Below are 25872 nucleotides of genomic sequence, written 5' to 3'. Positions count from 1 at the left end.
CTATTTACTCCCATTCATTTGCCAAAATCCCATAAACCTCATGATCGTGAAAAGTATTATAACTGCACTCGGCCTGTCTAATTGTTCCTTCATGCTTGAATTTCAACCTCACCGGAATTGCGCGGCTCTTGAAGTTATCTGTTCGAGCTCTGATTTCGATCCGGTTTAATTTCAACTCTTTCAAGGAGTAATTCACTATACATTTACAAGAATCCGTCATGATGCCTTTCCCCTGATACCCTTCTGCAAGCCAGTATCCAATTGACGTTTTCATATTTACCCAATCTATTTCGTGTAGACTAATACAACCTACGATCTCATTTTGATAAAAGATGCCGCAATAAATGCCCTTGTTCTTTGCAAATCGGCTAAGTTCCGATTCTATGAAAGCCCTTGTATCTTCTACTTTAGTCGTTTGTTCAACCCATGGAAACCATTTCGCTAAATAGGCACGATTCTGATTGACTAAGTGGAATAAGGCGTCTGCATGCCTGACTTCTAGTATCTTTAAATCCAGTTCATCACTTATTTTACATGTAAACATGATTGGCCTCCGATCTAGTACTATGAATGGCATTACCACGATATTGTTCTTTGTTATATAATAATCCAAGGACAACCTGAACGAATGGAGAAATGAATATGGATATACATGAAATTCCCATGCATTTAATTGACGAGGATACGGATCAGCCTAGATATCAATTTGATGAAGAGGCGCTCCAAGAATTAATGAAAAGCATCGAGGAGATTGGCTTACTCTCTCCGATTAAAGTGAGAACAACGGCTGACAATCGATACAAAATTATTTACGGGAACCGGAGATACAAAGCTAGCAAAATGCTGGGACGCCCTACCATGTCCTGTATCGTATCGACCGTAACGGATGAGTTGGAAATTTATTTAGAACAGATTGCGGAGAATCTGACAAGGGAAGGCTTTTCCCCCATTGAGGAAGCCGAGGCCTTCCATAAACTTATGAATGATTCCAAATTCAGTTCTTCTATTAAATATCTTTCTAGTAAACTTGGCAAGCCCGAAACTTATATCAAAAACAAATGTGATTTGTTAAAGTTTGGTAATTCAGTCAAGAAACTGATCGTGAGCGGCACAGAAATTCGCAAAGACAAGTTGACCGAGGATCAGCTGCTGCCTATCAAAGATTTACAGATTGAGCACCGCGATCCGCTAGCTTTGATTATTGCCAGAGATGAAATGCCTGTCAGTGATGTCAAAAAGATTGCTCGAATGTTCAAAGATAAAGATATTTCAGAAAGCACCAAAGGGAAGCTTCTCTATAAAACAGGTCATGAGCTAGTCGAAACTTGGTCCGTCTTCCAAAACAACCGAGCAGAACGGGCCAAGCCTGCAGCTGCAAAAGCTCCGACAAAAGCGGAGAAAGCAGAGAAATCTAAGGAAATAGTCTCTGAAAAAGAAATACCTCTACAAAGCGGGCTCTCTGCTGCTTCAACTAATACAACAATTAGCCAAACATCTAACCCAATTCAAACCAAACTACTGCAAATGCTTAACGCAATTCCTGCACCTGGTGATTTTCAAGTTGATGCTCTTGACGTCGATGTGAATGATAGGGAACAATTTCTGAATGATCTCAATTCCTTAGTTGGTCATTTGGAAAAGCATTTGGATGCATGGAAAAAGGTTAGAGAACTTGCTGTTTCCCAATAACTTATTAGTCTAGTACTTCAAGCTTCTTCGCATAGCAATGTCTTAGAAGACCGCCATACATCGGGCGGGTGAATTGAAGTGAGAAGCCTGCTGCTTCTAAGTTTCGCCGACTGATCGCATTGTCAGGATGTACGGTTGCGTAGAGGTGTAACATACCTTGTTCCCGCGCGCGCTGTTCCCTCAAGGTATGAAAATGCCGCTGCAGCCCTTGTCCCCTGACTGATTCATGGACAATGGATCCTTCCAGAGAAGCAACTCTTGGTAGATCATCTTCCGGCACTCCAAGCTCACGTCCGAGATTATTGGCACTTAGTCCGGGAAATACGATAACCGTATACGCAACTAGCTTTTCGCCTTGAAAAGTGCCATACATCTCCCCCTTGTCTTGAACATATTCGTATAGCACCTCCAAGCGGTCCATCGAATAAAGCGCATCAGAAGGAAGGCGTGACACCACGTCCATCATTAATGCCTGTACTTGCGGTATATCTTGTTGCCATAATCGCCTTATTTCCAAGGTGTAATCCTCCTTAAGTGGTGCTGATCAGTAGGTCACCATGGGTTGCTGAAACCAAGTCTCATTTCGTCCCTCATTGTCATGAGCTTTAATCTCAATCCTGCATACCATGGTGGCGTATTTAATAGATCACTATCCTCCAAAGCTGTTAGGATTCTCGAAAAGCTATAGAGCTTAGAGTAGCGTAGGAACTTTGGAAAGTGATCTATCATTTGCTTCTCTAATGGACATATCGCCATATAGCCTCTCAAAAAGCATTCTACCTGACGGCTGGAATCCCTCTCCTTATTATCCAACACGTCAGCAAGAACTGCAACAATATCCATCGCATACCAATGATACATAGCATCATCAAAATCAATAATATGAAATTGCGACGTACTTGTATGCCAGAAAATGTTATCCTGTTGAAAATCATAATGAATGAGACCATAATCAGGCTTGGTTTGCTTTAAAGAATAAAGCCAAATCCTCAGGTTATCCAGCTCCATCATATGTAAGCTGCCAAGTGATTTCCCCCACGCCTCCATCTGCGAATCGTTCATTTGATCACACTCTAAACTTTCCCCATCCGCGTCACTGAACACAACACCAATATATAACCCTTCTATTTTCGAATCGATATACGAAGTTGGAACTTGCCCGCCAAACTTCTAATGTTCCTTCTTCATGCTCCCATAACCGCAAGAATGCCTTAGCCACATGATCAGCAGTTAATCCAACGACCATCGTCCTTAGATTCATCATTTTGTTTTGCCTCTATTCGAGAGAGTTGCTAACTCGGGTGGAATACGATGTTTCGTCGCCTGCTCAAACCCATAAGCAATTTTTATCAAAGTGGGTTCGCTAAAAGCCGTTCCTACAAAGGTGATCCCTTGTGGTCCTTTCGTTGTGTACCCGCCTGGCGCGATAATTCCCGTTACAGCATACCCTCCCGGTACCGTAATGGATGGATAACCGGCTCTTGCCGCAAGATCTGCCCCGCCCTCAAATCCTAGGAATAGGAGAGCATCCAAATGATGCTTTTCTAACACATGATCGATCCCCAGCTCACGCGACATCTCTTTATCTCTCTTTTTGCTGTCTAAATAGGCTTGTTCCGTTAGTGTCCCGCTTGTTTCCTCTGACCAGATTAAGGTTCCTTGGCCATATTTCAATGCTTGATCTGCATGTGCTTCATTGTAGGCAATAACGTCTGCCAAAGAATGAACGGGAATCGTGCTGGGCAATTGGGCTAAATAATCATTCAAGTCTTTCTTAAATTCATACCTCATGACATTGCCATCCCTGTGCATCTGTTCGCACGGAAGCTCTACCGGATCAACAATTGTAGCACCCTTTTGTATCAAAACGGCGATAGCCGCCTCTACAATTTCAAGCCGAGCCTTGTCTAATTGTTGGTAATAAAATCTCGGGATCCCTATTCTTGCTTGCTGCAAATAATTGGCATCTAAGAATGGCGTGTAGTCTTGGAAAGAACGCCCTTTACTCGCTAATGTCTCAATATCGCGCTCATCCACATTGGTTAAAACGCCGAGTAAAATCGCTGCATCACTCACTGTTCTTGCTATTGGCCCCGCTGTGTCCTGACTATGAGCAATTGGGATAATGCCCGTTCGGCTAACTAATCCAATCGTTGGCTTAATGCCGACTAGGCTATTCTGGCTGGAAGGGCTGATGATAGAGCCCGATGTTTCCGTTCCAATCGCCGCTGCTGCTAAATTCGCTGCCGTGGCCGCTGCTGAGCCTGAGCTTGAACCGCCTACGAATAATTCGCCAGGGCCGTAAGGATTTAAGGTGAGACCACCTCTTGAGCTATATCCGGCCCAAATATCACCTGACATGAAGCCCGCCCATTCGGTCATATTTGTTTTACCCAGCAGCACAGCCCCTGCCGCTCGAAGCTGTGCCGCCACGAAGGAGTCGGCTGCTGCGAAGGATTCCGCTAATGCGATGGAACCAGCACTTGTATGCATACGATCGTGTGTATCGATATTATCCTTCAGCAGAATAGGGATACCATGCAGGGGACCACGACTGCCCTTCACTTTTCGTTCTTTATCTAAATCTTTAGCTATGTCTATAGCATCTGGATTTATTTCTAAAATGGTATTTAATACAGAGTCGTACTTTTCTATTCGGGTTAAATATAAAAGAACCAATTGTTCCGAGGTAACCTTCCCCGTAGTCATTGCTTGCTGCATACTTGCAATATCTGCTTCTATGATCCATTTCTCCAGCCCAGTTTCCATTCATCGATCTCCTTCTATTTTCAGTCCTATTAACACTTTTCTCTGTAGCGTATGAAGTTCCTTTATTTGTAAGTTGGGGAGTTTGATTATAGTTATTTTTGATTGAATTGCGTCTCACTTTTAGAGGATTACTTTAGCGATGAATTTCATTGTCTCAGATATCAATTTGTGGACCATGAGCAACTTTCTCAGTTTTAAGCATGTTTTTCATCGCAATGGAGGTAATTCCGAGGATTCCCCTTACTTTAACGATGAATATCATCGTCTCAGATATCAATTTGTGGACCATGAGCAACTTCTCGCTTTTAAGCATGTTTTTCATCGCTATGGAGGTAATTTCGAGGATTCCCCTTACTTTAACGATGAATTTCATCGTCTCAGATATCAATTTGTGGACCATGTGCAACTTTCTCGCTTTTAAGCATGTTTTTCATCGCTATGGAGGTAATTCCGAGGATTCCCATTACTTTAGCGATGAATTTCATCGTCTCAGATATCAATTTGTGGACCATGAGCAACTTTCTCAGTTTTAAGCATGTTTTTCATCGCTATGGAGGTAATTCTGAAGATTCCCCTTACTTTAACGATGAATTTCATCGTCTCAGATATCAATTTGTGGACCATGAGCAACTTTCTCGCTTTTAAGCATGTTTTTCATCGCTATGGAGGTAATTCCGAGGATTCCCATTACTTTAGCGATGAATTTCATCGTCTCAGATATCAATTTGTGGACCATGAGCAACTTTCTCAGTTTTAAGCATGTTTTTCATCGCTATGGAGGTAATTCTGAAGATTCCCCTTCATCGTCACAGAGTAGCGTACCCGTATACTTGCCTTGCATGGCCAACGCTCATATATGTGTATGTGTAAATAAAATAAGCTAACCCCTTCCAGCCTTGGCTGTTAAAAAGAGTTAGCCTTCTTGTTATCAACGTTCCTATCAGACACAAGGTCATTAGTACAACGGAAATTTTTCTCTCAAATCTTCCCTCTGAGTTACAAACGAATCCTCACGAATGTAATGACATACGTAGGAACGTCGCCAACGGTCCTTGCTTCGATTCTTATTGGACGAATGGATAAGCAGTTCACTAAAGAAGAGGATATCCCCTTTCTCCATCTCGACTGGGATTTGCTTGCTAAGGTCTGCGCCTTCTGTCTCGTCCGTCCATGATTCGTGCTCTTCAATATTTTTCACTGCGCCGTGAGGCAGCAGTCCAAGCTTATGTGTGCCAGGGATGACCCAGAGGCAGCCATTTTCGATATCGACGACTTCTTCCAAAGCGATCCAAGCAGCTATCATCGTCATGGGGTCATTTTTGATATAGTAGTAATCCTGATGCGAGGCCTGTCCCGGTGAACCTGGTTCCTTGTAGAAGTACATGCTTTGCACACAGTTTGCCTCTCTGCCCATTAATTGAGCCAGCGCACCTCGTATGATGGGAAGCTTCATCATTTGACGAGAAAAGCTGTCATGCTTGTGCGGATTAAACAATCGCAGGGAGAACTTCTTGCTTTCTTCACAGGCAGCCCACTTGGGTATTTCCGCTTGGTTTCGAATATCATAGATGTGTCCATTAAATGCATCAATGAGATCGCTGCTGCAGCCTTTCTTAATAAGCAAATACCCGTCTCTTTCAAATTGGTCATACTGCTCTTCCGTGATAGGTGACATAAGATCTTGTTTCTTAACAAACATAGCAGCTAATCCCCTCTCCAGTTTGAGAAAGTAATACGTCTTTCCTTACCTTCATCATACGGTCAAGGTCCTCTTTCAAACAATGGCTGAAATTATCAATTTTGTATCTGAAATTGATCTAGTCAATTCCATTCACTAAGGAGCTTCATCGGGGATAAATGCGGTAATTCGCTTTATTTCCTCCGCCACTTCGATAAGTTGATCATGGAATTCATCTTTTTGCATGATGGCAAGTTCCAAATAACTTGCTGCTTCATGTAACCGATTAGCGGAGATACTTCCGGCAACACCGATAAGTGTATGGATAGCCCTTTTGACAGCCTTCCAATCCTCTTCAAGGATACTCAGCATTAGCTGCTCGACAAAAGTTGTATAATTTTTCTTGAACAACTGAAGCATGACGATTAGAATACTTTCTTTTCCTTCTAGACGGGCAAGTGCAGCTTGCCAATCTATCGCTTCAATTTGCTTATAAAAATCGTTTGCTTTCGTCTGACTAGCCTCTATTGAAGTAGGTAGTTCTATCCATTTATTAATCACACTAAAGAGACGTTTGATATCAAAAGGCTTACTAATGACGTCATTCATGCCGTAACGAATATAATCTTCATGATCCTGCTTAACCACGTTGGCCGTCAGTCCGATGATGGGGATATTCATATAGTTGGGGATCTGCCGAATGTGCGCTGTCGCTTCAACGCCGTCCATGACCGGCATGTGAATATCCATCAAAATCAAATCGTATTCGTCGTCGATTATCAGTTTTTCAATGGCTTCCTGGCCATTTTCGGCTATCCTGATCTCAAAACCATGCTCCCCTAGAAACTCCTTGGCAACCTGTTGATTAATTTCGTTATCCTCCACGAGAAGGATCCGCCCTTTCTTGCTAACGCTGGAGGACTTAGCCTGCAAAGGCCTGCCTCTTCTTGGAGTTTGGTTGTGCGGATTAAACAAGGATTCCAACGTTTGATAGAGCTCTAGACGGCAAATCGGTTTAACCATGACAGCATCTGGTCTCTCATTTATCGGGAGTTTCAACATTTCTTCTTTGCCTAGCGGGGAAGTTAAGCATACAGCAAGTGTTTGATCTCTTTGGATCGACTCGATAAATGTCTGCCATGTATCTATGCCATACATATCTTCAATTTCCATATCAAGCAGGATGCAATCGTTCTTGTCGTCATCGGATCCCAACGTCTTCAAATGTTCAAACATAGCTTTCCAGGAAGGCACCTCCGAAACAATTAAGGCGAATGACTCCAAAGTGTCCCGTAAGCTGCTCCGCATCAGGGGATGATCTTCGACCAGCAATACGTGATACGTCGTATGCTCTTTGGTTAAATCCCATTCATCTGGATCAGCGAGTTCTATGATTTGAAAAGGGAGTGTAAATGTAAATCTGCTTCCTTTGCCCACTTCACTTTCAGCTGCTAAAGACCCACCCATAAGCCCAATCAAATGTTGGCTGATCGTAAGCCCCAGTCCAGTTCCCCCATATTCACGACTCGTAGATCCATCTGCCTGAGAAAAGGGATCAAAAATAAAGGCTAACCGATCTGGAGATATGCCTATACCACTATCCTCTACGGTAAAGCTAAGCATTATTTCTTCATTGGACGTATGTGGTTCCAACTCAATTTGGAGCATCACATAGCCCTCTGAAGTAAATTTGATCGCATTGCTGCAAAGATTAAGCAGTACTTGCTTCAGTCTCAGCGGATCTCCGAGAATATGGTTGGGCAATTCAGCTGCTGTATTAAAAATAAGCTCGATCTGCCGACTATTGGATAAGACACTTAATATGCTGGAGAGATCCTTGAGCAGCTCATCTAATTGAAAGCTGGTACGTTCTACTTCGAGTTTTCCCGCTTCTACTTTGGAAAGGTCAAGAACATCATTAATAATACCAAGCAGTGTGTGGGATGAAGATTTTATTTTATGTAGATAATCCTTTTGATGGTCGGAGAGCGAGGTTTTCCCGAGAAGTTGAGAAAGGCCAATGATACCGTTCAAGGGAGTTCTAATTTCGTGACTCATTTTGGCTATAAATTGACTTTTGGCTTGGTTCGCTTGATCGGCCGCATGCCGCATAGTGACCTCTGTGAAATCATGTATGGTACCGACAATACCATCGATTTCACCACTCGCATCATGGTAGACCGAAAGCGTGATACAATAATCTCTTTGAGCATCCTTAGAGGAAGGAATACTCATTTCAAACCGTACGTTACCACCAATCCGGATAACTTCTTGGAAATGGAAATCCCAACGAATTTGCTCGGCTTCCGGGAGAAACTCGGTTATTTTTTTGCCCAACATGTCAACAGTTGCCACATGGGTCATCAGGGAAACAATTTGATTAACAGAGGTAATCTCGCCTTCCTTTGTAAACCCAAGAATTCCTTCTTGTGAATTCTCAACGAGGATTCGATAACGCGCTTCACTCTCCTGAATACGTCGCTCTGCTGCTATTCTCTCTGTAATATCAGTCGTTGAGCCTATGATCTCGACCACCTGCTCACCTTCAAATACAGGTTGCAAGTTTGTAAAAGCGATCTTCCCCTTTATTTGATTCTCATAAGCAACTTTGTTCCCTTTCCATGCTTCTTCGAATTTCGCAATGATAAACGTTGTGAATTCGGTAGTAAAACCTTTGATGGATTGGATATTTTTATCTATTAAATCTTGCGGATGCAGTCCAAGATTTCGTAACAACTGGCCATCAATCATGGAATATATAAATTGATTATGAATTTTTTTAAGTTTAAATGTGATGCCGGGCTGCAGCCGAAGAATATCCAATAACTCTTGTTGGATATGACTTACCTGACTCCTTAGCTCCTCTGCCCTTAAGAAATAGCGGATTAACGCTGCTGCGAATAAGCCGCCTCCCAAATGCAGAAGTAAAGCTGGAATGACCAGCCTGGCAAAAGGAATATGATAAATTAACACCATATCAACGAACAAGACGCTGATAGGACACATAATGAATAAAGTCCATTTCCTCCAATAACTGTGGATGTAATGATTGGTTAGCGCGGTTACCGCAAATATGAGCAGTCCTAGTGTTGAGATTCGAAAGAAAACAGAAGGATCTATCAGCGTCCTGCCAATAATCATAATCATTGTGGCAATAAAACCAGAAATTCCGCCACCAATGAATGTTGCCATCAGAATGGCAATCGCTTTTAAATCCAATATATGTCTTTCAGTAACATGTACGCCAAGAAAAGTTAGAATGACACCATAGATCCCATGCATCAAACCAACAATTAGGCGATATTTCCATCTCGGTGTGGCTTTTAATCGAGGTGAATAGAAAATCTCGATAGATAAGAAGATAAAAACAGCCAATATCGAGAAATTGTTCAGTAGATCCTTGAGCACTTCTATTCACCTCATCGCTTAATTACACACCTTAAATAGCTGGAAGATATACAAATTTATAACCGACACCCCAGACAGTTTTAATATACTGAGGCTCCTTTGGATTCTGCTCTATTTTTCGACGGAGATTCGTTATATGTACATCAATGGCGCGGTCATTCACGATTTCGCCCATCCGATATAAAGTATCTATGAGCTCATCGCGTCTAAACACTCTGCCAGGATAGAGAATAAAACGTTTCATAATTTCAAATTCCGAATTGGTGATATCAATTTTTTGATCTTTGATCACAATCAACCTGCGCTCTACATCCAGAGTAAAGTCAGGATATTGTGACTCTGACTCTGTGCCTTCCGAACCATCGACAGCAGAAACTTGTATGTCCGCCATGCGAAGCGAGGCTTTGATCCTTGCTTTTAACTCCTGCATGCTAAACGGCTTACAAAGATAGTCATCAGCCCCAATATTAAAGGCCTCAACCTTCTCCTTAATGTTTGTTTTCGTGGATATCACAATAATAGGAACCGAACTTAGTTCTCTAATAGCCCCGCATAGCTCTAACCCCTCATAATCGGGCAAAACGAGATCCAATAAAATTACATCGGGCTGAAACTGAACGATTTCCCTCAATCCGTCATGTCCATTTACCGCTTGCTTCACTTCAAATTGATCTTCCGAAAGATACATGCTTATCATTTGTCCTATAATGATGTCGTCTTCGATAATAAGCACCTTAATCACTAAAATCCCTCCTTTATACCTATTTCGTTTCTATGATCCTATTATAATATGTCGAATTATGGCAGGTCTACACTATTTTTTACCAAAAATATGAAATACAAAAACGCCCCTGATCCGATAATCGCTATCATGGCGTTAAGATAAATCTTATGTATTCGCAATTCGATTGCACGCAAATCTATCGAAAATCTCTGGTACTTCAATTGCTTCTACCGGGCAGCTAAATAAATACCCCTGTACGGTGTCACAATTGAATTCCTGCAGAATCTTTAAATCGTCTTCGTTCTCTACCCGATAGATGATTTCTGCATAATACCAGTTAAGTGACACGCATCTGAATCGCAGAGAAAACAAGATCAATGATTTCCCCTCGTGCTTGATTGACATAACCTAATGTTGTCTGCTGCAGGCTTTCTATAGAAACACATGAGGATAAAAGAATCTTATCCGAGAACAAATATAAGGACAGTTCATACGAAGAGGAAGCGTTTTTGACTACTTCACTAATATTCGTCTTTTTGTATTTTTCAGGAAACTCTATCGCATACACTAAGTACAAGGGTTCACTCGGAAACTGAGTCATTTGAAAAAATTCTTTAAAAGAAGACTTCGCATACGTATTCCAACGAAATCCAAATCTATAATGACGATCCTCTTCCCAATTAGGCTCAAACTGAGAAATTAATTCGAGAAACTGCTGGCGGTAATAATGTATCAGGTTCATTGGTGGCCTCCCTCGCAATTCCTGAAAATGTTAGCTTTCATTTCTGTACATCCATCATACTTTGTAATTGTTGTTAAACATCTATTTTAAATCTTAGCTAAACATTATTTTTCCTAATAGTTCGCTAACGAATCTAACACTTTAACTCTTCTGAAAAAAGCGAAAAGACCAAGCGCTGACCGCACTTGGGTCATAAACTCGGCCTTTATCTAGGTTATCCTGATGAAGATTATTAACTAATTGTAAGGAAATCTAAAACTACTTCGTTTATCGTGCTGTCTGCAGCTTTACCCACATTGACTTATTACGGAATTCTTCCTCCGCCCCTAACTCTCTCCCAAACCAAGATGGTACTTTAAAGAGCCGCGCAGCTTCAACATCTGGAAACTCGACTTCGACAACCGTGAGATCCACTTGTTTATACTCATCAATTTCAAAATGGAGCCCTTGAACTTCAACCGTGGTACGAATCTTCTCTAGTGGAATTAACCCGGTACGTTCAAGCAATTGCTTATATACAGGCTCCGATATGTTATATTCAATCTCTTCTCGAACCATACCATGCCCCGATTTGAACGTATGTGTAAAATGCGACAAACCTGAACGATCGACCAGCTGGCGCACTCTGATTTCTTGATCCTCCGAGAAGGCCAAATACGTTTGATAGATATACTGCTTTGAAACTAGCGTGATTTCATTATTATCCAGTTCAGCCGCAGGAAATGCGGGTAATAGGAACTTTCTTTCAATTTCGGCACTCATTGATGTGGCCCCTCTCCAAACTAATCATGTTCTCATCACCATTTTACCACACTATCACAAGGATAAACGACTCCGTCGTCCCACTGGGACGAGTGCGTTTGTCAAGGTAGATGTGTAGCAAAAGTATAAAACTTACACTTTCTTATCTACTGAAAAAAACTCCCAAAAGGGAGCTCTCCTTTCCATCCCTCTCATAGTCGAAGGGGCTGGGTCTCTATTTGATTAGCGAGTGTCGCTTTCCAATATAGCAAACATGACATGGTCCCGCCAAACGCCTTGAATCTTCACATTTTCCCTAGCTAAGCCCTCTTGACGGAAACCAACCTTCTCCAACACCCGAATAGATCCAGTGTTATGCGGCATAGCCCCAGTTTCGATCCGATGAAGTCCCGCCTCTCCGAAAGCGTAATCCAACACAAGATGGATGGCCTCTGTCATATAACCTTTGCCATTGTACGCTGCATCCAAGCAATAACCTAGCGTCGCTTTCTGCAGCGGTCCGCGAATGATTTCGAAAAGGGAGGCATCCCCTATGAGCTCATCGGTGCCTTTAAGGAAGATACCGAATGAATGACGCCTTCCCTCTTTATCCGCCTGCTGCCAGAGCTCAATGCTGCTGACTTGGTGATCCAGCGTGTAGAACGAATCCAACCGAGTTGGCACCACTTGTTCAAACAACTGTCGGTTGCGCAGCATCAACGCCAGCAAAGCTTCCGAGTCGCCTATTTCAAAGGAGCGAATGTACAACCGTTCTCCTGTGCGAATCATTTTGGTATCATCCTCTCACGACTAGAATAAGATTGGGTTCGAGCATCCTGACAAAAAAAGGGGACCTAGCCAACGGGGCCAGGTCCAAAGTTTATATTAAAAAAGGGGGGTCTTGTTTATTATAATACACCCAATATGTTATAGAACTGTAACAGGAATGTTCCAATTGTGTTACAAAAAAGCGAATCCATTCGAATCGCTTTTTTTGTACCCACTTTTGTACATACTACAGAATGTAAATCTTTAGGAATAGGAGTCAAACATGTGAAAGTTGAAGACGCCATTGTAGAACAGATTAGACAGCAAGCTGTGCGGCTGAGCACCTCCGAAGATTTGGATGTATTGGTTGAGGCTATCGGAAACAAGAAGTACGTTTTACTCGGTGAGGCAACGCATGGTACATCGGAATTTTATAAGCTGCGCATGGAGCTAAGCCGTAAATTGATTGAAAAGAAAGGTTTTTCTTTTATTGCTGTCGAGGGCGACTGGCCATCATGTTATGAAGTTAACCGTTATGTGAAGCATTACAAGGATGCAAAGCCGAGCTCCCGCGAGGTCATGGAAACATTTAATCGCTGGCCGACTTGGATGTGGGCGAATGAGGAGGTTGGGGCGTTGATGGAGTGGCTCAACCAACACAATGCAGATAAGCCGATGGAAGAGCGCGTTGGGTTTTACGGTCTGGACGTCTATAGTTTATGGGAGTCACTAGAAGAAATCGAACGTTATTTACAGGAAAAAGGCACACCCGAGCAGCTAGCTCTAGCACGGAAGGCTTTTGAGTGCTTCGACTCTTATGAGAAGGAGGGGCAAAATTATGGGGTTTCGGCGGCTTTTTACGGCGAAAGCTGCCAAGATGAGGTTGTGAAGCTGCTTCAAGCGCTTCACGCGAAACGCGTGCGGTACGAAGAAGACAGCGAAGCAGCTCTTAGCGCGGAATTGAACGCGCTTGTTGCTGTGAACGCTGAGGATTACTACCGCACCATGGTTCGTCACGACGCGGAATCGTGGAACGTCCGCGACCGACACATGGCCAGCGCGCTGCGCCGCCTCGCCGACCACCACGGCCCAGACGCCAAGGTCATCGTCTGGGAGCACAACACGCACGTCGGCGACGCGCGTGCCACAGATATGATGGCCGACGGCATGGTGAACGTCGGCCAGCTCGTGCGCGAAGCGCACGGCGAAGCCGATGTGTTCGCCATCGGCTTCGGCACTTACCGCGGCACGGTCATCGCCGCGACATCTTGGGGCGCGCCGATGGCGACGATGCAAGTGCCAGCTGCCCAGCCGGGCAGCTGGGAGGAGCTCATGCATCGCGCCGGCGCGCATGATCAGATCCTCCTGCTGCGCAAGGAGGATCCCGTTCTCGGGCACGAGGTGCTGGGGCACCGTGCCATCGGGGTCGTGTACCGCCCTGGCCATGAGAGAGGGAATTACGTTCCCTCTCTTATGGCTCGGCGGTACGACGCCTTCGTGCATGTGGATGAAAGCCATGCGCTTCATCCGCTAACCATAAACAAAGTGCTTGTGTGATTTCGCACAAGCACTCCCTGCATCACACGTTATATCAGAGTCGATATCAGCTCAGGTCCTATACATTTAAAAATGTTGTACAAAATTAAACAGTTAAAATAAAAGCCAAGGAGTTATAATAATGATTCGTTCCCTTGCTATGACTATGGACTTCAAGGTGCTCCATAATGTCCCCTTCGAGGAACTTCTAGGCCCGAACATTAAGTGGTATTGGGTTGACTTTCATAATCCCAGCGAGGAGGAAGCGCTGCATCTGAAGGATCATTTCCACTTTCACCCGCTGGCCATAGAGGACTGCTTTTTCTTACTGCAACGACCGAAGATGGATCACTATGAGGACGTTCACTTTTTTGTGATGCATGGGATTAATGCTTTAACTCTGGATGCTGAAGAAGTGGACATGTTTCTGGGAAGCAATTTCATTGTGACCTTTCATTTGCATGAATCCAGAGAAATTGAGGATGCTTGGAGCCGAATTTTAGAACAAGAACATTTGCGGAATGAAGGTCATATTTATGTGGCGTATTTAATTCTTGATAATTTGGTGGATCAATATTTCCCAAGTGTCTACCAAATCGAAGATCAATTGGATGATATCGAGAACAATTTTGACGCAGAATCCATTGAAGTCTTAATGAAACATATTTTTGGTATTCGGGCCAAATTGTTGAAATTGCGTCGTACTATCGTGCCCATGCGTGACTTGCTGTACAGGGTCATCAATACAGATCGAGTCGAGCTTCGCGAACAGCTCGTCTTTTTCACGGATATTCATGATCATCTGCTCAAGCTGTCTGAAATGATTGATTCAAACCGCGACATGACGGCGGATATGAGGGATAGCTATATCTCTCTGAATTCAAACCGAATGAATGCCATCATGAAAACGTTGACCGTAATCACGACGATCTTCATGCCGTTAACGTTCATTGCTGGTCTTTATGGAATGAATTTCGCTTATATGCCTGAACTGAAATGGCACGGGGGTTATTTTGCCATTCTCGTGATCATGTTCGGGATTGGATTCGGCATGTTCGCTTGGTTTTGGAAAAAAGGCTGGTTTAAATAAAAGACCTTCCTACCTTCCTAATTTTAACGAGGCTCATTTCGGAATTCCTTCCTAAAGCCAGCTGGCGAAACCCCCGCCTTCTTCTTAAAAGCTCGACTGAATGCATGAATACCGGAAAATCCTAATTGATCTGCGATTTCTTGAAGCGGCATTAAGGTATGCCTGATCATATTCTTGGCACGCTCCAGCCGGATTCTCTGATGATATTGAATTGGACTTACATCAAATACTTTATTAAATAAATGGATCAAATAATATTTACTGATATGGAATCGCTCCGATAGCTCATCCAATTTCAACTCACGGTGAACGTGAGCCGCGATGTACCGCTCAATATCCAATAACAGTTCTTGGTGGAGACTATTTTCAAATAATCGTCCGTTCCAAGCATGCTCCCTTACTACAGAAGTAATTAACTCCAGCAGACTGCCCTTTAGACGCCATTCGTACAATGGGAGCTTCGCTTCAAATTCATAGATGATCCCAAAAAGCTGCTGTTCCACGCGACTCGGCTCCCTTAATCGAATATAATTCGGGAGATCAACGAGCTCGCCCGACAGTTCATCCTTGCGAAACCAGCTTCGCTCTGTGTCATCCATATCTTGCAGCATTTTGAACGATACCTTCACATCCCCGCTGTCCGCCTGCTGGAACAAATCAAAATGCACGTGCGGCTGCCGAATCGGCTTATCACCTACGATCTGGATGGAGTGCCTCTGTCCAGGCTTTAACAGAAACAAGTCACCCGGTCTGCCTTCATAGATCTTGTCCTCGATCGTTATGTCAGCCCGCCCCTCCATTAGATATAATAGCTCGTAGTCCCAAATCATTCTTTCTTTTAACATCCAAGGAGATTGTATGATACTATCCATCGCAATCCGAACATAAGGGGAGACAGTTTGAAAGCTCACAGAAAGAATCCTTCCTTTTCAGCAATAATAGTTAAATTTTAATTAACTTTGGCTAAATGAACGCGCTTACCTTCATTATATAATGTTTTCAAGTTCGCATAACTATATTGATAAAGGTGGATGTTCCTATGTCGCAAAATCAAGGCTTTATCCATGAACTCTCTGCAGCTCCATTCCTGACACAAGGCCGAACCCGCTGGATCACAGCAGAGAATCCGACCGGAGAGAAGGGACAAGGAGCGAAAGCTGCAAGCAATTTAGGTATTGCCCGCAAAGGCAGGCCGTGCATCACTTTACCTCAAGGAGAAACGGTCGTTCTGGCCGATATTCAAGGAACTGGCATCCTGCAGCACTTCTGGATCACTTGTACGAACGCTACTTCCAAGGGGAATTTTGTCCTTAGAGATTTAGTGCTCCGCATCTACTGGGACGATGAAACCTCGCCTTCTGTTGAGGTGCCGCTTGGCGATTTCTTCTGCAACGGGTTCGGTGAACGCTGCAAGGTGAATTCGCAGCCGATCGTCGTGAATCCCACAGGTGGTATGAACTGCTACTTCCCCATGCCTTTCCGGCAATCAGCCAAAATTACGATCGAGAATCAACACGCCGAGGATATTCACGGCTTCTTCTATCAATTTCATTATGAGCTCGTCGATTCGCTCCCAGAGAATACAGCTTACTTTCACGCCCAATGGCGAAGAGAGAATATAACAACGGAAGGCAAAGATTACACGATTCTGGACGGAGTCAAGGGCAAAGGAAAATATGTCGGCACCTATTTGGCATGGGCAGCATTAGAGCGCTATTGGTGGGGTGAAGGGGAAATTAAATTTTATTTGGACGGAGATGAAGAATGGCCAACCCTCTGCGGGACGGGGACGGAGGACTATTTCGGCGGAGCTTGGTGCTTTTATGAAAAAGAAAACGGGATCCCTGTCGAGGTGCCCTACAGCACCCCCTATCTGGGATACCCGTTCTATTCCAAATCGGATACGACCCTCAAAGAGAAGTTCGGCGAAGATTCCGTGCCCATGCATGGACTGTATCGTTGGCATCTTCCAGACCCCATCCATTTCGAGAGCGATCTGAGTGTCACGATTCAACAGATTGGACATAACAGCAGAGAGCTTTTCGAACGAACCGACGATGTTGCTTCCGTTGCCTATTGGTATCAGATGGAGCCTCACGCGGATTTCCCCATATTGCTTCCCGTTCATCGGAGATGGCCGCGATAGTGAATAAGCCAACCTCTTTGCGCGCCCAGCTCATCATATGAGTATGATCTTATTCTAAGAAATGGTTGGCTGAGAATTCATCGCCATAAACATACTGGGTTTTACGCCAACCGTAGCCTTGAAAGAGCGGCTGAATAAATAAATGCTTGAAAAGCCCACCTGCTCAGCAATAGCGGTTAACGTTTGCTTCCCTTCGATCATTCTTATTTTCGATTGCTCGATTCGAATATGGGTCAAATATTTATGAATCGTAATGCCAAGCTGATCTTTAAATAAAAACGATAAATGATTGGTCGAAATTCCGACATGTTTACTTATCGTATGATTATCAAGTTCCGGGTCCCCATATCTTTCATTAATGAATTTGATCGTGTTTTCAATCAACACCCAACCCTTTGTCATTTTACCTTCTATATCATTATGGCCCACTTGCCCTTTCATAAAAAGAACTAATAATTCCAAACAAATCCCCTTAAGAATCAACGAATAACCCGATTTCTTATCCAGAAACTCCTTCTGCATGATCAGGAATCTTTTCTTTAACTCGATCCGTGGCAGCTGCAGGTGAGAAATAGGGATGGTAGATGCTAGCTGCATCTCCTTGTTTGAAATTGCTTTATGCTCTTCTGTCATCGCTTGGTCCATCCAAGAGCTTCGTACTTCGTCATAATACAAGTCAAAATGAAAGATATATTGAATCAATGGCACTTCAGACGTTGAGCGAATAATATGCGCCATGAAGGGAGGCATAAGGAGAATGTCTCCTTCCTTCACCTGATATTTGACCCCGTCCAAAAAAAACTCAGCTTCCCCTTGCTCGATATAGGTATATACATGGTCATAATCCATCCATTCACCCGCCAGAGAGAAGGATTTATGAATTTTGACCATTCTGACGAAAGGCGAGATGCTGTTCATCCAAGTCTCCATGTACTTCCCTCCCGCGGAATGATTGATGACCGACTGCATTATTTCTTAAGTATAACTGAAGCGTATTCATTTTTTCCATCTCTCAACGTGACACGGACTTTTCTCTTACGACTTATGTCTCACTCCAATCAAATAAAACACCGCTATACTGATCCTTATGCAATCGGAGACCCTCATAAGCTTTCTTCGCTTCCTCCGGCTTCAGCACATGGCTGATTAAAGGTTCGACCTGCAGCCGTTTCTGCTTCATCAGCTCGAATACGATGTTTGAGTTTCTAACCAAAGAATGTTTGACAAACTCATTAGGTTCCGTTGGATACCGCCATTCGTGCGCTCCCTTGAATGTAATACAGCCTCGTCCATATAAATGGCAGTAGTTCAGAATTTCAGTTACATCCGTGTTATATTCACCTCGAGGACTGCCAAGGAAAATGATCTCACCCAATTTGGCGATCCACTCGAGACTTTGGACGGCCACTTGAGGCACCCCTGTAGCCTCGATATGGGTTGAAACTCCCTTTCCAAGAGTGAATTCGGCAATCTGTTCATGCACGCTGACTTCTCCACCTCTAATGGTATGAATGACACCGCATTGCTCGGCAATTCGAATCCGTTCCTCCGATAAATCAAGACCAATCACAGCAGCACCCTGTAATTGCGCCAGCTGAGCTGCCATATTTCCTATGAGTCCAAGCCCCGTTACGCTTACATAATCTCCGAACTCAATATTCGAAACACGAATTGCAGTCGTCGCGACAGTGGCCATACGAGTAAACGGAACCCATTTCAAATCCAAATTCTCTGGAACTTTAAGAAAAGTCCCTCTAATCGAAACAACCTCATAATGCGTGTGATTCCCATAATGAAAAACAATATCACCGGAATTAAACCCCGTTACTCCCGCCCCTGCTTCCACGATCTCACTTACAGCTGCATAGCCTGGAATACCCGGCATCGGAAACCAAGATTCGTTCCCCGACAGCATGGCCAATTCAGTTCCCGGGCTAATTAATGTATAAAGCTTCTTGACCAGAACTTCCTGCTCGCCAATCTGTGGGGAGAACTTCTCTTCCACCGTCTCAACCTGCCACGGACCGAGAAACATTACCTTCCTATTCTTCATCGCAACGCACTCCTTTGTATTGAACTCATTTTCAATATAAATGTTTTTACTGGAGACGTCTTTGACGTAAGAAATGATTTTTTATCGAAAACAACGATGGAAGGGATTATCTACTTCTTCTTCGCATTATAGGCAGCTTGATAAATCTCCAGATAACGCTTCAGGTTCATATTGTCCAAATTTTTCAGGTAGCCATCCCATTCTTTCTCCAGATTCGCATCCCCGATGATGAAACGTGCGGTCATCTCTTTGACATGATCCGTAATCGTCTTCTCGAGATCGGCTAGCTCCATTGCCTGCTCGTTCGTGAAGAACAGCTGTGGCAGGACAGTATCCAGTTTCTGCTTGTACGGCTCGTATTTGTTTTTGGTTTCATTGTACAAAATAACTTCCAATGGATTTTTCGGATCGGCGAGCAAGCCTAAGCGGAAATCGTTCGTTCTAAGTGATGGTCCGGTTTGAGCCCATTTCACATTCTGTACATTAGGCAGCTTGGCGTCGGTATATTTCCAGATGGCCTGCTTGCCATTGATGCCGATCTCGCCTTGAGCCGCATATTTCCATTCTATATCCGGACGTCCTTCTGTGTTGCGCAGTGTCATCTCCTGATTGTACATCAGATCCGCCAGACGGAAGGCGGCTTCTGGATTTTTACTCGCTTTCGTAATGACGTAACGCCCTTGAGAAACGCTATTGGTATACGGTGCAACTTGCAAGCCTTTTGGCCCTTTGAGCACTGGAACAGCGGTCACCTCAAGCCATCTTCCGCTCGGTCCATTGAAGGCTGTAAACGTCCCGTTATGCTGGGCTATCGCCGCACCCAATATATTAATATTGGGATTTTCTCCCATCTGCTTCGCCTGATCCCGATCCTGTGTGAAAGACTGCGGTGCGATCAAACCCTCGGCATACAGCTTGTTCAGGTACTTCAGGCCCTCTTGCCATTCCGGCTTGTTATACGGCACATCGACCTTGCCATTGTTAAGGAACAAACGGTTGGTATTGTTCGTATTTATTATAAAAGCATTCATAAGAAACGAATCGATATTGACTGCCGGTCCCACCGCTGCACCTGCAAGTGGAATCTCATCGGCTTTTCCGTTGCCGTTCGGATCTTTCGTTTTAAACTCCTTTAGCACCTTGTACAGCTCATCCGTCGTTGTTGGCACAGCAAGCCCCAGTTTATCCAGCCATGGCTTGTAAATCCACATTTTTTGTCCCATCGAACAGTGGAAACACTCGTTCACAAGCGGCAGCCCATATATTTTACCGCCTGGCGCCGTAATGGCATCTTTCACTCCATCAACCTGCTCAAACATCTTTTTGGTCTCGACGCCATATTTTGCGATATAAGGTGTGAGATCGAGGAAATCCCCTTGACTACCGTAGATCAGCTGTTGTGTAGGGCTAACGTCAAAGCCCATGATCACATCCGGCAAATCTCCGCTTCCAAGCACCAAATTAAGCTTTTCCACCGCCGATTTCTCCGGGGCAACATCCCATACAATATGAATGTTCGTCTTCCCCTCTAGGTACTTCGTGTACTCATTCGTTGCAAAGTCTTCAACAAAGGCGCTTCCCTTTACAAGCACTTTTAAGGTCGTTTTTTCATTCGTGATGGGTAATTGCCCCTCTGCAGTCACCCGCTCCTCTGCTACTTTAGGAGTCGCATCTGTTTTCGCTGCTTCCTTATCTGAACAACCGCTTAATACCGAGACTGTACACAAGGCTAACCCTAAGCTTACTACCATCCATTTTTTCATCTTAAAAGAACCCTCCCTAGCATTTTTCGTTAGAAAAATATCCTTTGAATGATTAACCTTTCAACGAACCGATCATGACCCCCTTAACAAAATGCTTCTGTACAAAAGGGTAAATCATCATGAGCGGCAGCGATGATACGACAATCAGAGAGTATTTAAGCAGTGCCCGTAAGCCCTCCCGATTCGCTTCCTGTCCCAGGTCGGACAGCATGGCGGGATCCACCTCATTTTGAACGAGTATATCCCTAAGCACAAGTTGGAGTGGATAAAGGCTCGGCTGCTTTAAATAGATCAACGCATTGAAATATTGATTCCAATAGCCTACCGCCGAATACAGGGTAATGACAGCAATGATCGGACCGGAGAGCGGAATCACGACATTCCATACAAACTTGAAGTCGTTACAGCCGTCCAGCTGAGCGGCCTCCAGCAGTTCTTCCGGTATCGTCGTTTTGAAATAGGTTCTCGTAATAATGACATTGAATACACTCAACGCCCCTGGCAAAATCATCGACCAGATCGTATTGAGCATGCCGAGATCTTTGACCAAAAGGTAGCTAGGAATGAGCCCGCCTGAAAACATGGTGGTGAACACCAGCAAGAGCATGACGGCATTTTTCCCATACAAGTCTCTGCGTGCAAGCGGATAAGCGGCCATAATCGTAAGTGCGACATTGATGGCTGTACCCAGAACCGTATAAATGATGGAATTTCGAAACGAGCTCCAAATCAGCTTATGTTTAAATACAGCCGCATAACCGTCGAGTGTAGGTTGGACCGGCCACAGCCACACCTTCCCCGAGATGACCGCGTCTGGGCTGCTGAAGGATGCGCTTACAATAAACACTAGCGGATACATCACAATAATTAGGAATAAGGTAAGCACCGTGTAATTGATCACGTTAAACCAACGGTCATTGCTGGCTTCCCGAATATTAGCATGCTCCATGATGACTTCCTCCCTCTATCCGCCTTACCATAGGCTTTCCTGCTTCGCTTTCTTCGCCATTTGGTTAACCGAGATCAGTAAAATCAAACCAATGACCGATTTGAATAAATTGATGGCCGTAGAATAAGAGTAATTCATCGCCTGGGAGGCAAGGCCGACCTTATACACGAACGTATCGATGACTTCCGAAGTACGCGCGTTAAGCGGATTTTGCAATAGCAGCACCTTCTCAAAACCCAGATCCAGAATATGACCAGTATTCAAAATAAGCAGAATAATCATAACCGGAACGATGCTTGGCAGATCGATATGCAGCATGCGCTGAAATTTACTTGCTCCATCAATAACAGCCGCTTCATGCTGCGCGGGATCGACACCCGCTAAAGCTGCTAAATAGATAATGCAGGAGAAGCCTACATTTTGCCAGATACCAGACCAGACATAGATCGAGCTGAAATATTCCGGCTTGGCCATAAAATTAATCGTTTTGAAGCCCAATTGACCGAGCAGCATGTTCACTAGTCCATTGCGGGGGTCAAGCAGCTCCATGATGATCCCTACCATCACGACGACGGATATAAAATGGGGAGCATAAGTAATCAGTTGTACGGACTTTTTGAAGAACTGGTTTTTCACATAATTCAAAGATAAGGCCAGAATAATTGGAAACGGAATCCCGGCAAGCAAGCTGTACAAGCTGATGATCAACGTGTTTTTCATCAGTTTCACAAATTCATAAGAGTTGAAAAATCGGATGAAATGCTTCATGCCGACCCACTCGCTCCCAGCAACTCCTTTGGATGCAATATAATCCTTGAAGGCAATCTGCGCCCCGTACATCGGATAATATTTAAACACAAGGACATAGATGACTGGAAGCGCAAGCAGGGCATACAATTGCCAGCTTTTCTTCATTTGCTTCCTTGCGACAATCAGCAGACGACTGCTTGTTCCCGTGCCTGCTTTGGTTAATACAACCTCTTTCATGGTGCGCTCTTCCCCCTTTCAATTGATACCTTAACGATACAAGGAATCACCTCAAGCCGTAAATTAGAAAGCGCTTTCTTTATGTGCAAATATTAAGATTCGGCCATGTGCACTTCTAAATGGATGTGCAAAAGTAAAGAATACGGCACAAAAGTGCCGCATTCTTATCCGTGTAATTTCTTATAGGAGGTCGCACTGACGCCGTGCAGCCGCTTGAATGCCCGACAAAACGTATTGGAGGAGCTATAGCCAACCTTATCGGAAATTTCTAGAATCGTTAGTTCCGTTGTCTGCAGGAGATCTTTGGCCCGATCCATGCGCAGATTTTCCAGATAGTCAGAGAAATTAATGCCCGTTTGCTCTTTAAAAAATTGAGATAGATACACTTTCGAAATGCGAAACCGATCGGCCACTACATCCAGGCAAAGCTCACTGTCCATATATGCGTTCTGCAGCATGCCAAGAATACTTTGGACTAGCTGCACATTTTGACTTTTCTTATGCTCGTTCACGCTTTCGCATATCCATTGATAGGTTGCGCGGATCGACTGATAATTTTTGCGCATATTTTCATAGGAGTCAATCTCGCTGCTTAGTGACTGGATCCGCTTGTAAACCTCTTGTTGATCGAGCTCCATTTGCGGCAGCAGCTTCACAAGACTTCCCCACATTTCAAACAAGAACAACTGCATTACCGCGAAGGATAGGTGCCTCAGCTCGAAATTTTCATGGTATATCTCATCAAGCGTATGCTGGACTTCAGCATGGTCCCCCGCTTTCGCCAAATTGATTAAGCGGATCTCCACATCCTGCGGAAAATAGTAATTGTTCATATCCGTCGGGAGCTCGTCAAACCATACGATTTCATTCTCATTTTTCCATAATTGTACGTTCAATGCTTCTCTGGCCTGTTCATACGATCTGGAGATGCTAGTGAGGCTATCACATAAGCCGCCTACACCATAGACGGACACCAGCTTTAACTGGCTTTTCATCTCCTCATTGGCTTCTTTCAGCTTCTGCTCAATAGGCTCCTTGTAGGGCTCCGACTGCTCAGCTCTATAGCAAAAAAGCACCCCGAACTGATCCTCCGAAATATCGTAAACAAAGCCTTCTTGATCGATCGTCCTTCTCAACATTTCTTTGGCCAGCAAACGCTTCATATCCAGTTCTTCCAAAAGGTCATTGTTATAGCCGTTATCGAAGCCACGCAAATGAACAACCGCGACCCGATAGGACATCCCCTGCAAATCCATACCAACATGCTTTAACAGTGCATCTGCATCGCGTGCCGAAATAAATTGCCCATTCAACAGCCGCTGAAAATACGCTGCCCGCAGCAAAGGAACCTGCTGCTCGATCTCGGACTTCATCCTGTGGTTATTGTGGAACAAACCGGTTACCGTATCTCCGATCAATCCAAAGACATCCCTCTGGTGCGAGATTACGTCCGCTTTTTCCAGAATCAAGCTTACGATATTCCGTAACGGTTTACTGTTGCGATAAGCCAGCACATACGCGATGAAGACACCCACGACAAGAAAGACGAACGTCAAAGAGAAAGTGATTTTCTGAATATAACGAACTTTCTCCAGTACAACAAAAGTTGGCTCTCCCACCAGATACGTCCAACCGTTATAGGAGGATTTCGTATAGGTAATCATCATCTGTGTCGATTGCAGCGATTGCTCGATTACACCCTTATTGCCAATAAGATTGCCGATATCGATCGGTAAGGGAGCTTTACTCGCTGACAGCTCACTAATGATCTTCCCCTCGCCATCCACAATATAGGCCCATCCCCCTTCGGAAATGTTCAGCCCTTGAAACAGCTTCTGGATCTCCTTCTGATCAATCATGACAGCAATGGCGCCTTGGGGATTGCCTGGGTACCCAAGCGATTGCATATACGTCAGCATTGAATAGGGCACACCCTGTACGATGACTTCCTCAGACGCAAAAGTTTTGCGGGCATGAAATTGCTTGGTGACGAAGTCGTACCATGAATCATAATCATACTTGCTGTAACGAGCTACTCCATCAAAAAAATGCTGAAACGAGTAAGTAGCCCCCGGGGTTAGCACCATTTCACTATTTTTGAACAAGACATAATAATTAAATATGAAATTATTAGACATCCTGTAATCGTACAAGCTTTTATTTGTATCCAAAACCCGGTACGTATTCGTCCCCTCAAAAGGATCCGTGACAGACTGAAACCGCATAATCCTTGTATCGGCCGCTAACTGCTGAGTAATCGAGGCGATTTCCTCCAGTCTTCGATCGAGGATATCTTTACTCTGCTCCAGCAGGTTCATATGGCTCGCGGTTGCTTCGCTTTCGATTAGCGCCGTCGTCTTCTGGTAAATGACCCAGCCAATAATCATCGGCAGCATCAGAAAAACAAGATAAGGAACGAGAATACGCGCAAACACGCGGTGCCTTCCTTTGTTAACGTTAACATTAACGCTTCTCTCTCTCTTTAACAGCATAGTAAATGCCCCCATTTCCTTTACGATTCCGTGTTGCGATCATAGTAAGAGTAACTGTATGTATGATTTGCGTCTATGTATGCGTTTGCAATTTATTGTGGCATTGATCCCAAAAAGATTGTTACCTCTAGTATACCTTGCTGTGCTGGTAATCGGAAGCTTGAAATACAGTGCTAGATATGCTGCGAGATTTTTTGCGCTAAACAAAAAAAGGAACCCAGCCAACGGGGCCGGGTTCAAAAGTTTATATTAAAAAGGGGGTCTTGGTTATTATAATACCTCGCCAACATTATGAAACCATAACAGGAACATTTCAATTATGTTACAAATTAGAAAG

The 25872-nt window shown here is 44.1% G+C and carries 22 protein-coding genes; 4 read left to right on the top strand and 18 right to left on the bottom strand.

Annotated features, from left to right (window positions below; translation table 11 throughout):
- Positions 1 to 4: 4 nt before the first annotated feature.
- Positions 5 to 544 carry a GNAT family N-acetyltransferase gene (locus tag ACBP55_RS08365; RefSeq protein WP_464650862.1) on the bottom strand — a complete coding sequence of 180 codons (540 nt, stop codon included), beginning with the start codon at positions 542 to 544 and terminating at the stop codon, positions 5 to 7.
- A gap of 98 nt (positions 545 to 642) precedes the next feature.
- Between ACBP55_RS08365 and ACBP55_RS08360 the strand changes: the two genes are divergently transcribed.
- The gene (locus ACBP55_RS08360) at positions 643 to 1689 is read left to right on the top strand and encodes a ParB/RepB/Spo0J family partition protein (protein ID WP_464650861.1); all 1047 of its coding nucleotides are present in this window, start codon (positions 643 to 645) and stop codon (positions 1687 to 1689) included.
- Positions 1690 to 1693: 4 nt separating this feature from the next.
- Here the strand turns inward: ACBP55_RS08360 and ACBP55_RS08355 are convergent, their stop codons facing one another.
- The 10 genes from ACBP55_RS08355 to ACBP55_RS08310 all read right to left on the bottom strand — a co-directional run bounded on the left by ACBP55_RS08355 (position 1694) and on the right by ACBP55_RS08310 (position 12540).
- Positions 1694 to 2206 (bottom strand): N-acetyltransferase family protein, encoded by a 513-nt coding sequence (locus tag ACBP55_RS08355; protein ID WP_464650860.1) that lies wholly within the window; start codon positions 2204 to 2206, stop codon positions 1694 to 1696.
- 35 nt (positions 2207 to 2241) lie between these two features.
- Complete coding sequence (locus tag ACBP55_RS08350) at positions 2242 to 2751, bottom strand: phosphotransferase enzyme family protein (RefSeq protein ID WP_464650859.1); 510 nt, start codon at positions 2749 to 2751, stop codon at positions 2242 to 2244.
- A gap of 198 nt (positions 2752 to 2949) precedes the next feature.
- Positions 2950 to 4458, bottom strand: coding sequence for an amidase family protein (locus ACBP55_RS08345; RefSeq protein ID WP_464650858.1), 1509 nt, complete (start codon positions 4456 to 4458; stop codon positions 2950 to 2952).
- 154 nt (positions 4459 to 4612) lie between these two features.
- Entirely contained in the window at positions 4613 to 4858 is a 246-nt protein-coding gene (locus ACBP55_RS08340; protein ID WP_464650857.1) for a hypothetical protein, read from the bottom strand.
- 555 nt (positions 4859 to 5413) lie between these two features.
- On the bottom strand, positions 5414 to 6157 hold the full coding sequence (locus tag ACBP55_RS08335; protein ID WP_464650856.1) for a phytanoyl-CoA dioxygenase family protein: 744 nt from the start codon (positions 6155 to 6157) through the stop codon (positions 5414 to 5416).
- Between the two features lie 135 nt (positions 6158 to 6292).
- Positions 6293 to 9544: a response regulator gene (locus tag ACBP55_RS08330; protein ID WP_464650855.1), complete on the bottom strand. Its 3252-nt coding sequence runs from the start codon at positions 9542 to 9544 to the stop codon at positions 6293 to 6295.
- A gap of 31 nt (positions 9545 to 9575) precedes the next feature.
- The gene (locus tag ACBP55_RS08325; protein ID WP_464650854.1) at positions 9576 to 10286 is read right to left on the bottom strand and encodes a response regulator transcription factor; all 711 of its coding nucleotides are present in this window, start codon (positions 10284 to 10286) and stop codon (positions 9576 to 9578) included.
- Between the two features lie 319 nt (positions 10287 to 10605).
- A complete protein-coding gene (locus ACBP55_RS08320; protein WP_464650853.1) occupies positions 10606 to 11010 on the bottom strand; it encodes a hypothetical protein in 405 nt (134 codons plus the stop codon).
- A gap of 267 nt (positions 11011 to 11277) precedes the next feature.
- Entirely contained in the window at positions 11278 to 11772 is a 495-nt protein-coding gene (locus ACBP55_RS08315; RefSeq protein ID WP_464650852.1) for a CYTH domain-containing protein, read from the bottom strand.
- A gap of 222 nt (positions 11773 to 11994) precedes the next feature.
- Positions 11995 to 12540: a GNAT family N-acetyltransferase gene (locus ACBP55_RS08310; RefSeq protein ID WP_464650851.1), complete on the bottom strand. Its 546-nt coding sequence runs from the start codon at positions 12538 to 12540 to the stop codon at positions 11995 to 11997.
- A 264-nt stretch (positions 12541 to 12804) separates the two neighbouring features.
- Here ACBP55_RS08310 and ACBP55_RS08305 point away from each other — a divergent pair, with 264 nt between their 5' ends.
- Complete coding sequence (locus ACBP55_RS08305; protein WP_464650850.1) at positions 12805 to 14076, top strand: erythromycin esterase family protein; 1272 nt, start codon at positions 12805 to 12807, stop codon at positions 14074 to 14076.
- Between the two features lie 121 nt (positions 14077 to 14197).
- Entirely contained in the window at positions 14198 to 15145 is a 948-nt protein-coding gene (corA, locus tag ACBP55_RS08300; RefSeq protein WP_464650849.1) for a magnesium/cobalt transporter CorA, read from the top strand.
- Between the two features lie 23 nt (positions 15146 to 15168).
- Here the strand turns inward: corA and ACBP55_RS08295 are convergent, their stop codons facing one another.
- Positions 15169 to 16056 (bottom strand): helix-turn-helix domain-containing protein, encoded by an 888-nt coding sequence (locus tag ACBP55_RS08295; protein WP_464650848.1) that lies wholly within the window; start codon positions 16054 to 16056, stop codon positions 15169 to 15171.
- 128 nt (positions 16057 to 16184) lie between these two features.
- Between ACBP55_RS08295 and ACBP55_RS08290 the strand changes: the two genes are divergently transcribed.
- Complete coding sequence (locus ACBP55_RS08290; RefSeq protein ID WP_464650847.1) at positions 16185 to 17291, top strand: glycoside hydrolase family 172 protein; 1107 nt, start codon at positions 16185 to 16187, stop codon at positions 17289 to 17291.
- A 54-nt stretch (positions 17292 to 17345) separates the two neighbouring features.
- On the opposite strand, the gene ACBP55_RS08285 is transcribed toward ACBP55_RS08290, so the two are convergent.
- The 6 genes from ACBP55_RS08285 to ACBP55_RS08260 form a co-directional block, all read right to left on the bottom strand.
- Positions 17346 to 18221, bottom strand: a complete 876-nt coding sequence (locus ACBP55_RS08285; RefSeq protein WP_464650846.1) for a helix-turn-helix domain-containing protein — start codon at positions 18219 to 18221, stop codon at positions 17346 to 17348.
- Between the two features lie 112 nt (positions 18222 to 18333).
- Positions 18334 to 19344, bottom strand: coding sequence for a zinc-dependent alcohol dehydrogenase (locus tag ACBP55_RS08280; protein WP_464650845.1), 1011 nt, complete (start codon positions 19342 to 19344; stop codon positions 18334 to 18336).
- A 110-nt stretch (positions 19345 to 19454) separates the two neighbouring features.
- A complete protein-coding gene (locus ACBP55_RS08275) occupies positions 19455 to 21107 on the bottom strand; it encodes an ABC transporter substrate-binding protein (RefSeq protein WP_464650844.1) in 1653 nt (550 codons plus the stop codon).
- 52 nt (positions 21108 to 21159) lie between these two features.
- The gene (locus ACBP55_RS08270) at positions 21160 to 22056 is read right to left on the bottom strand and encodes a carbohydrate ABC transporter permease (protein ID WP_464650843.1); all 897 of its coding nucleotides are present in this window, start codon (positions 22054 to 22056) and stop codon (positions 21160 to 21162) included.
- A gap of 24 nt (positions 22057 to 22080) precedes the next feature.
- On the bottom strand, positions 22081 to 23043 hold the full coding sequence (locus tag ACBP55_RS08265; RefSeq protein ID WP_464650842.1) for an ABC transporter permease: 963 nt from the start codon (positions 23041 to 23043) through the stop codon (positions 22081 to 22083).
- 164 nt (positions 23044 to 23207) lie between these two features.
- Positions 23208 to 25535: a helix-turn-helix domain-containing protein gene (locus ACBP55_RS08260; RefSeq protein ID WP_464650841.1), complete on the bottom strand. Its 2328-nt coding sequence runs from the start codon at positions 25533 to 25535 to the stop codon at positions 23208 to 23210.
- Positions 25536 to 25872 lie beyond the last annotated feature (337 nt).

The sequence above is a fragment of the Paenibacillus sp. WG02 genome, from assembly GCF_055396115.1.
Note: the sequence above shows the minus strand (reverse complement) of the source record. Positions and strands in the feature narration are given on the sequence as shown.

What these genes read in the sequence shown, in the direction of transcription:
- ACBP55_RS08335 (WP_464650856.1), bottom strand. Translation starts at nt 6,157, where the DNA reads ATGTTTGTTAAGAAACAAGATCTTATGTCACCTATCACGGAAGAGCAG.
- ACBP55_RS08345 (WP_464650858.1), bottom strand. Translation starts at nt 4,458, where the DNA reads ATGGAAACTGGGCTGGAGAAATGGATCATAGAAGCAGATATTGCAAGT.
- ACBP55_RS08310 (WP_464650851.1), bottom strand. Translation starts at nt 12,540, where the DNA reads ATGATTCGCACAGGAGAACGGTTGTACATTCGCTCCTTTGAAATAGGC.
- ACBP55_RS08260 (WP_464650841.1), bottom strand. Translation starts at nt 25,535, where the DNA reads ATGCTGTTAAAGAGAGAGAGAAGCGTTAATGTTAACGTTAACAAAGGA.
- ACBP55_RS08265 (WP_464650842.1), bottom strand. Translation starts at nt 23,043, where the DNA reads ATGAAAGAGGTTGTATTAACCAAAGCAGGCACGGGAACAAGCAGTCGT.
- ACBP55_RS08275 (WP_464650844.1), bottom strand. Translation starts at nt 21,107, where the DNA reads ATGAAAAAATGGATGGTAGTAAGCTTAGGGTTAGCCTTGTGTACAGTC.
- corA (WP_464650849.1), top strand. Translation starts at nt 14,198, where the DNA reads ATGATTCGTTCCCTTGCTATGACTATGGACTTCAAGGTGCTCCATAAT.
- ACBP55_RS08360 (WP_464650861.1), top strand. Translation starts at nt 643, where the DNA reads ATGGATATACATGAAATTCCCATGCATTTAATTGACGAGGATACGGAT.
- ACBP55_RS08290 (WP_464650847.1), top strand. Translation starts at nt 16,185, where the DNA reads ATGTCGCAAAATCAAGGCTTTATCCATGAACTCTCTGCAGCTCCATTC.
- ACBP55_RS08320 (WP_464650853.1), bottom strand. Translation starts at nt 11,010, where the DNA reads ATGAACCTGATACATTATTACCGCCAGCAGTTTCTCGAATTAATTTCT.
- ACBP55_RS08280 (WP_464650845.1), bottom strand. Translation starts at nt 19,344, where the DNA reads ATGAAGAATAGGAAGGTAATGTTTCTCGGTCCGTGGCAGGTTGAGACG.
- ACBP55_RS08270 (WP_464650843.1), bottom strand. Translation starts at nt 22,056, where the DNA reads ATGGAGCATGCTAATATTCGGGAAGCCAGCAATGACCGTTGGTTTAAC.
- ACBP55_RS08350 (WP_464650859.1), bottom strand. Translation starts at nt 2,751, where the DNA reads ATGAACGATTCGCAGATGGAGGCGTGGGGGAAATCACTTGGCAGCTTA.
- ACBP55_RS08315 (WP_464650852.1), bottom strand. Translation starts at nt 11,772, where the DNA reads ATGAGTGCCGAAATTGAAAGAAAGTTCCTATTACCCGCATTTCCTGCG.
- ACBP55_RS08365 (WP_464650862.1), bottom strand. Translation starts at nt 544, where the DNA reads ATGTTTACATGTAAAATAAGTGATGAACTGGATTTAAAGATACTAGAA.
- ACBP55_RS08340 (WP_464650857.1), bottom strand. Translation starts at nt 4,858, where the DNA reads ATGGTCCACAAATTGATATCTGAGACGATGAAATTCATCGTTAAAGTA.
- ACBP55_RS08285 (WP_464650846.1), bottom strand. Translation starts at nt 18,221, where the DNA reads ATGGAGACTTGGATGAACAGCATCTCGCCTTTCGTCAGAATGGTCAAA.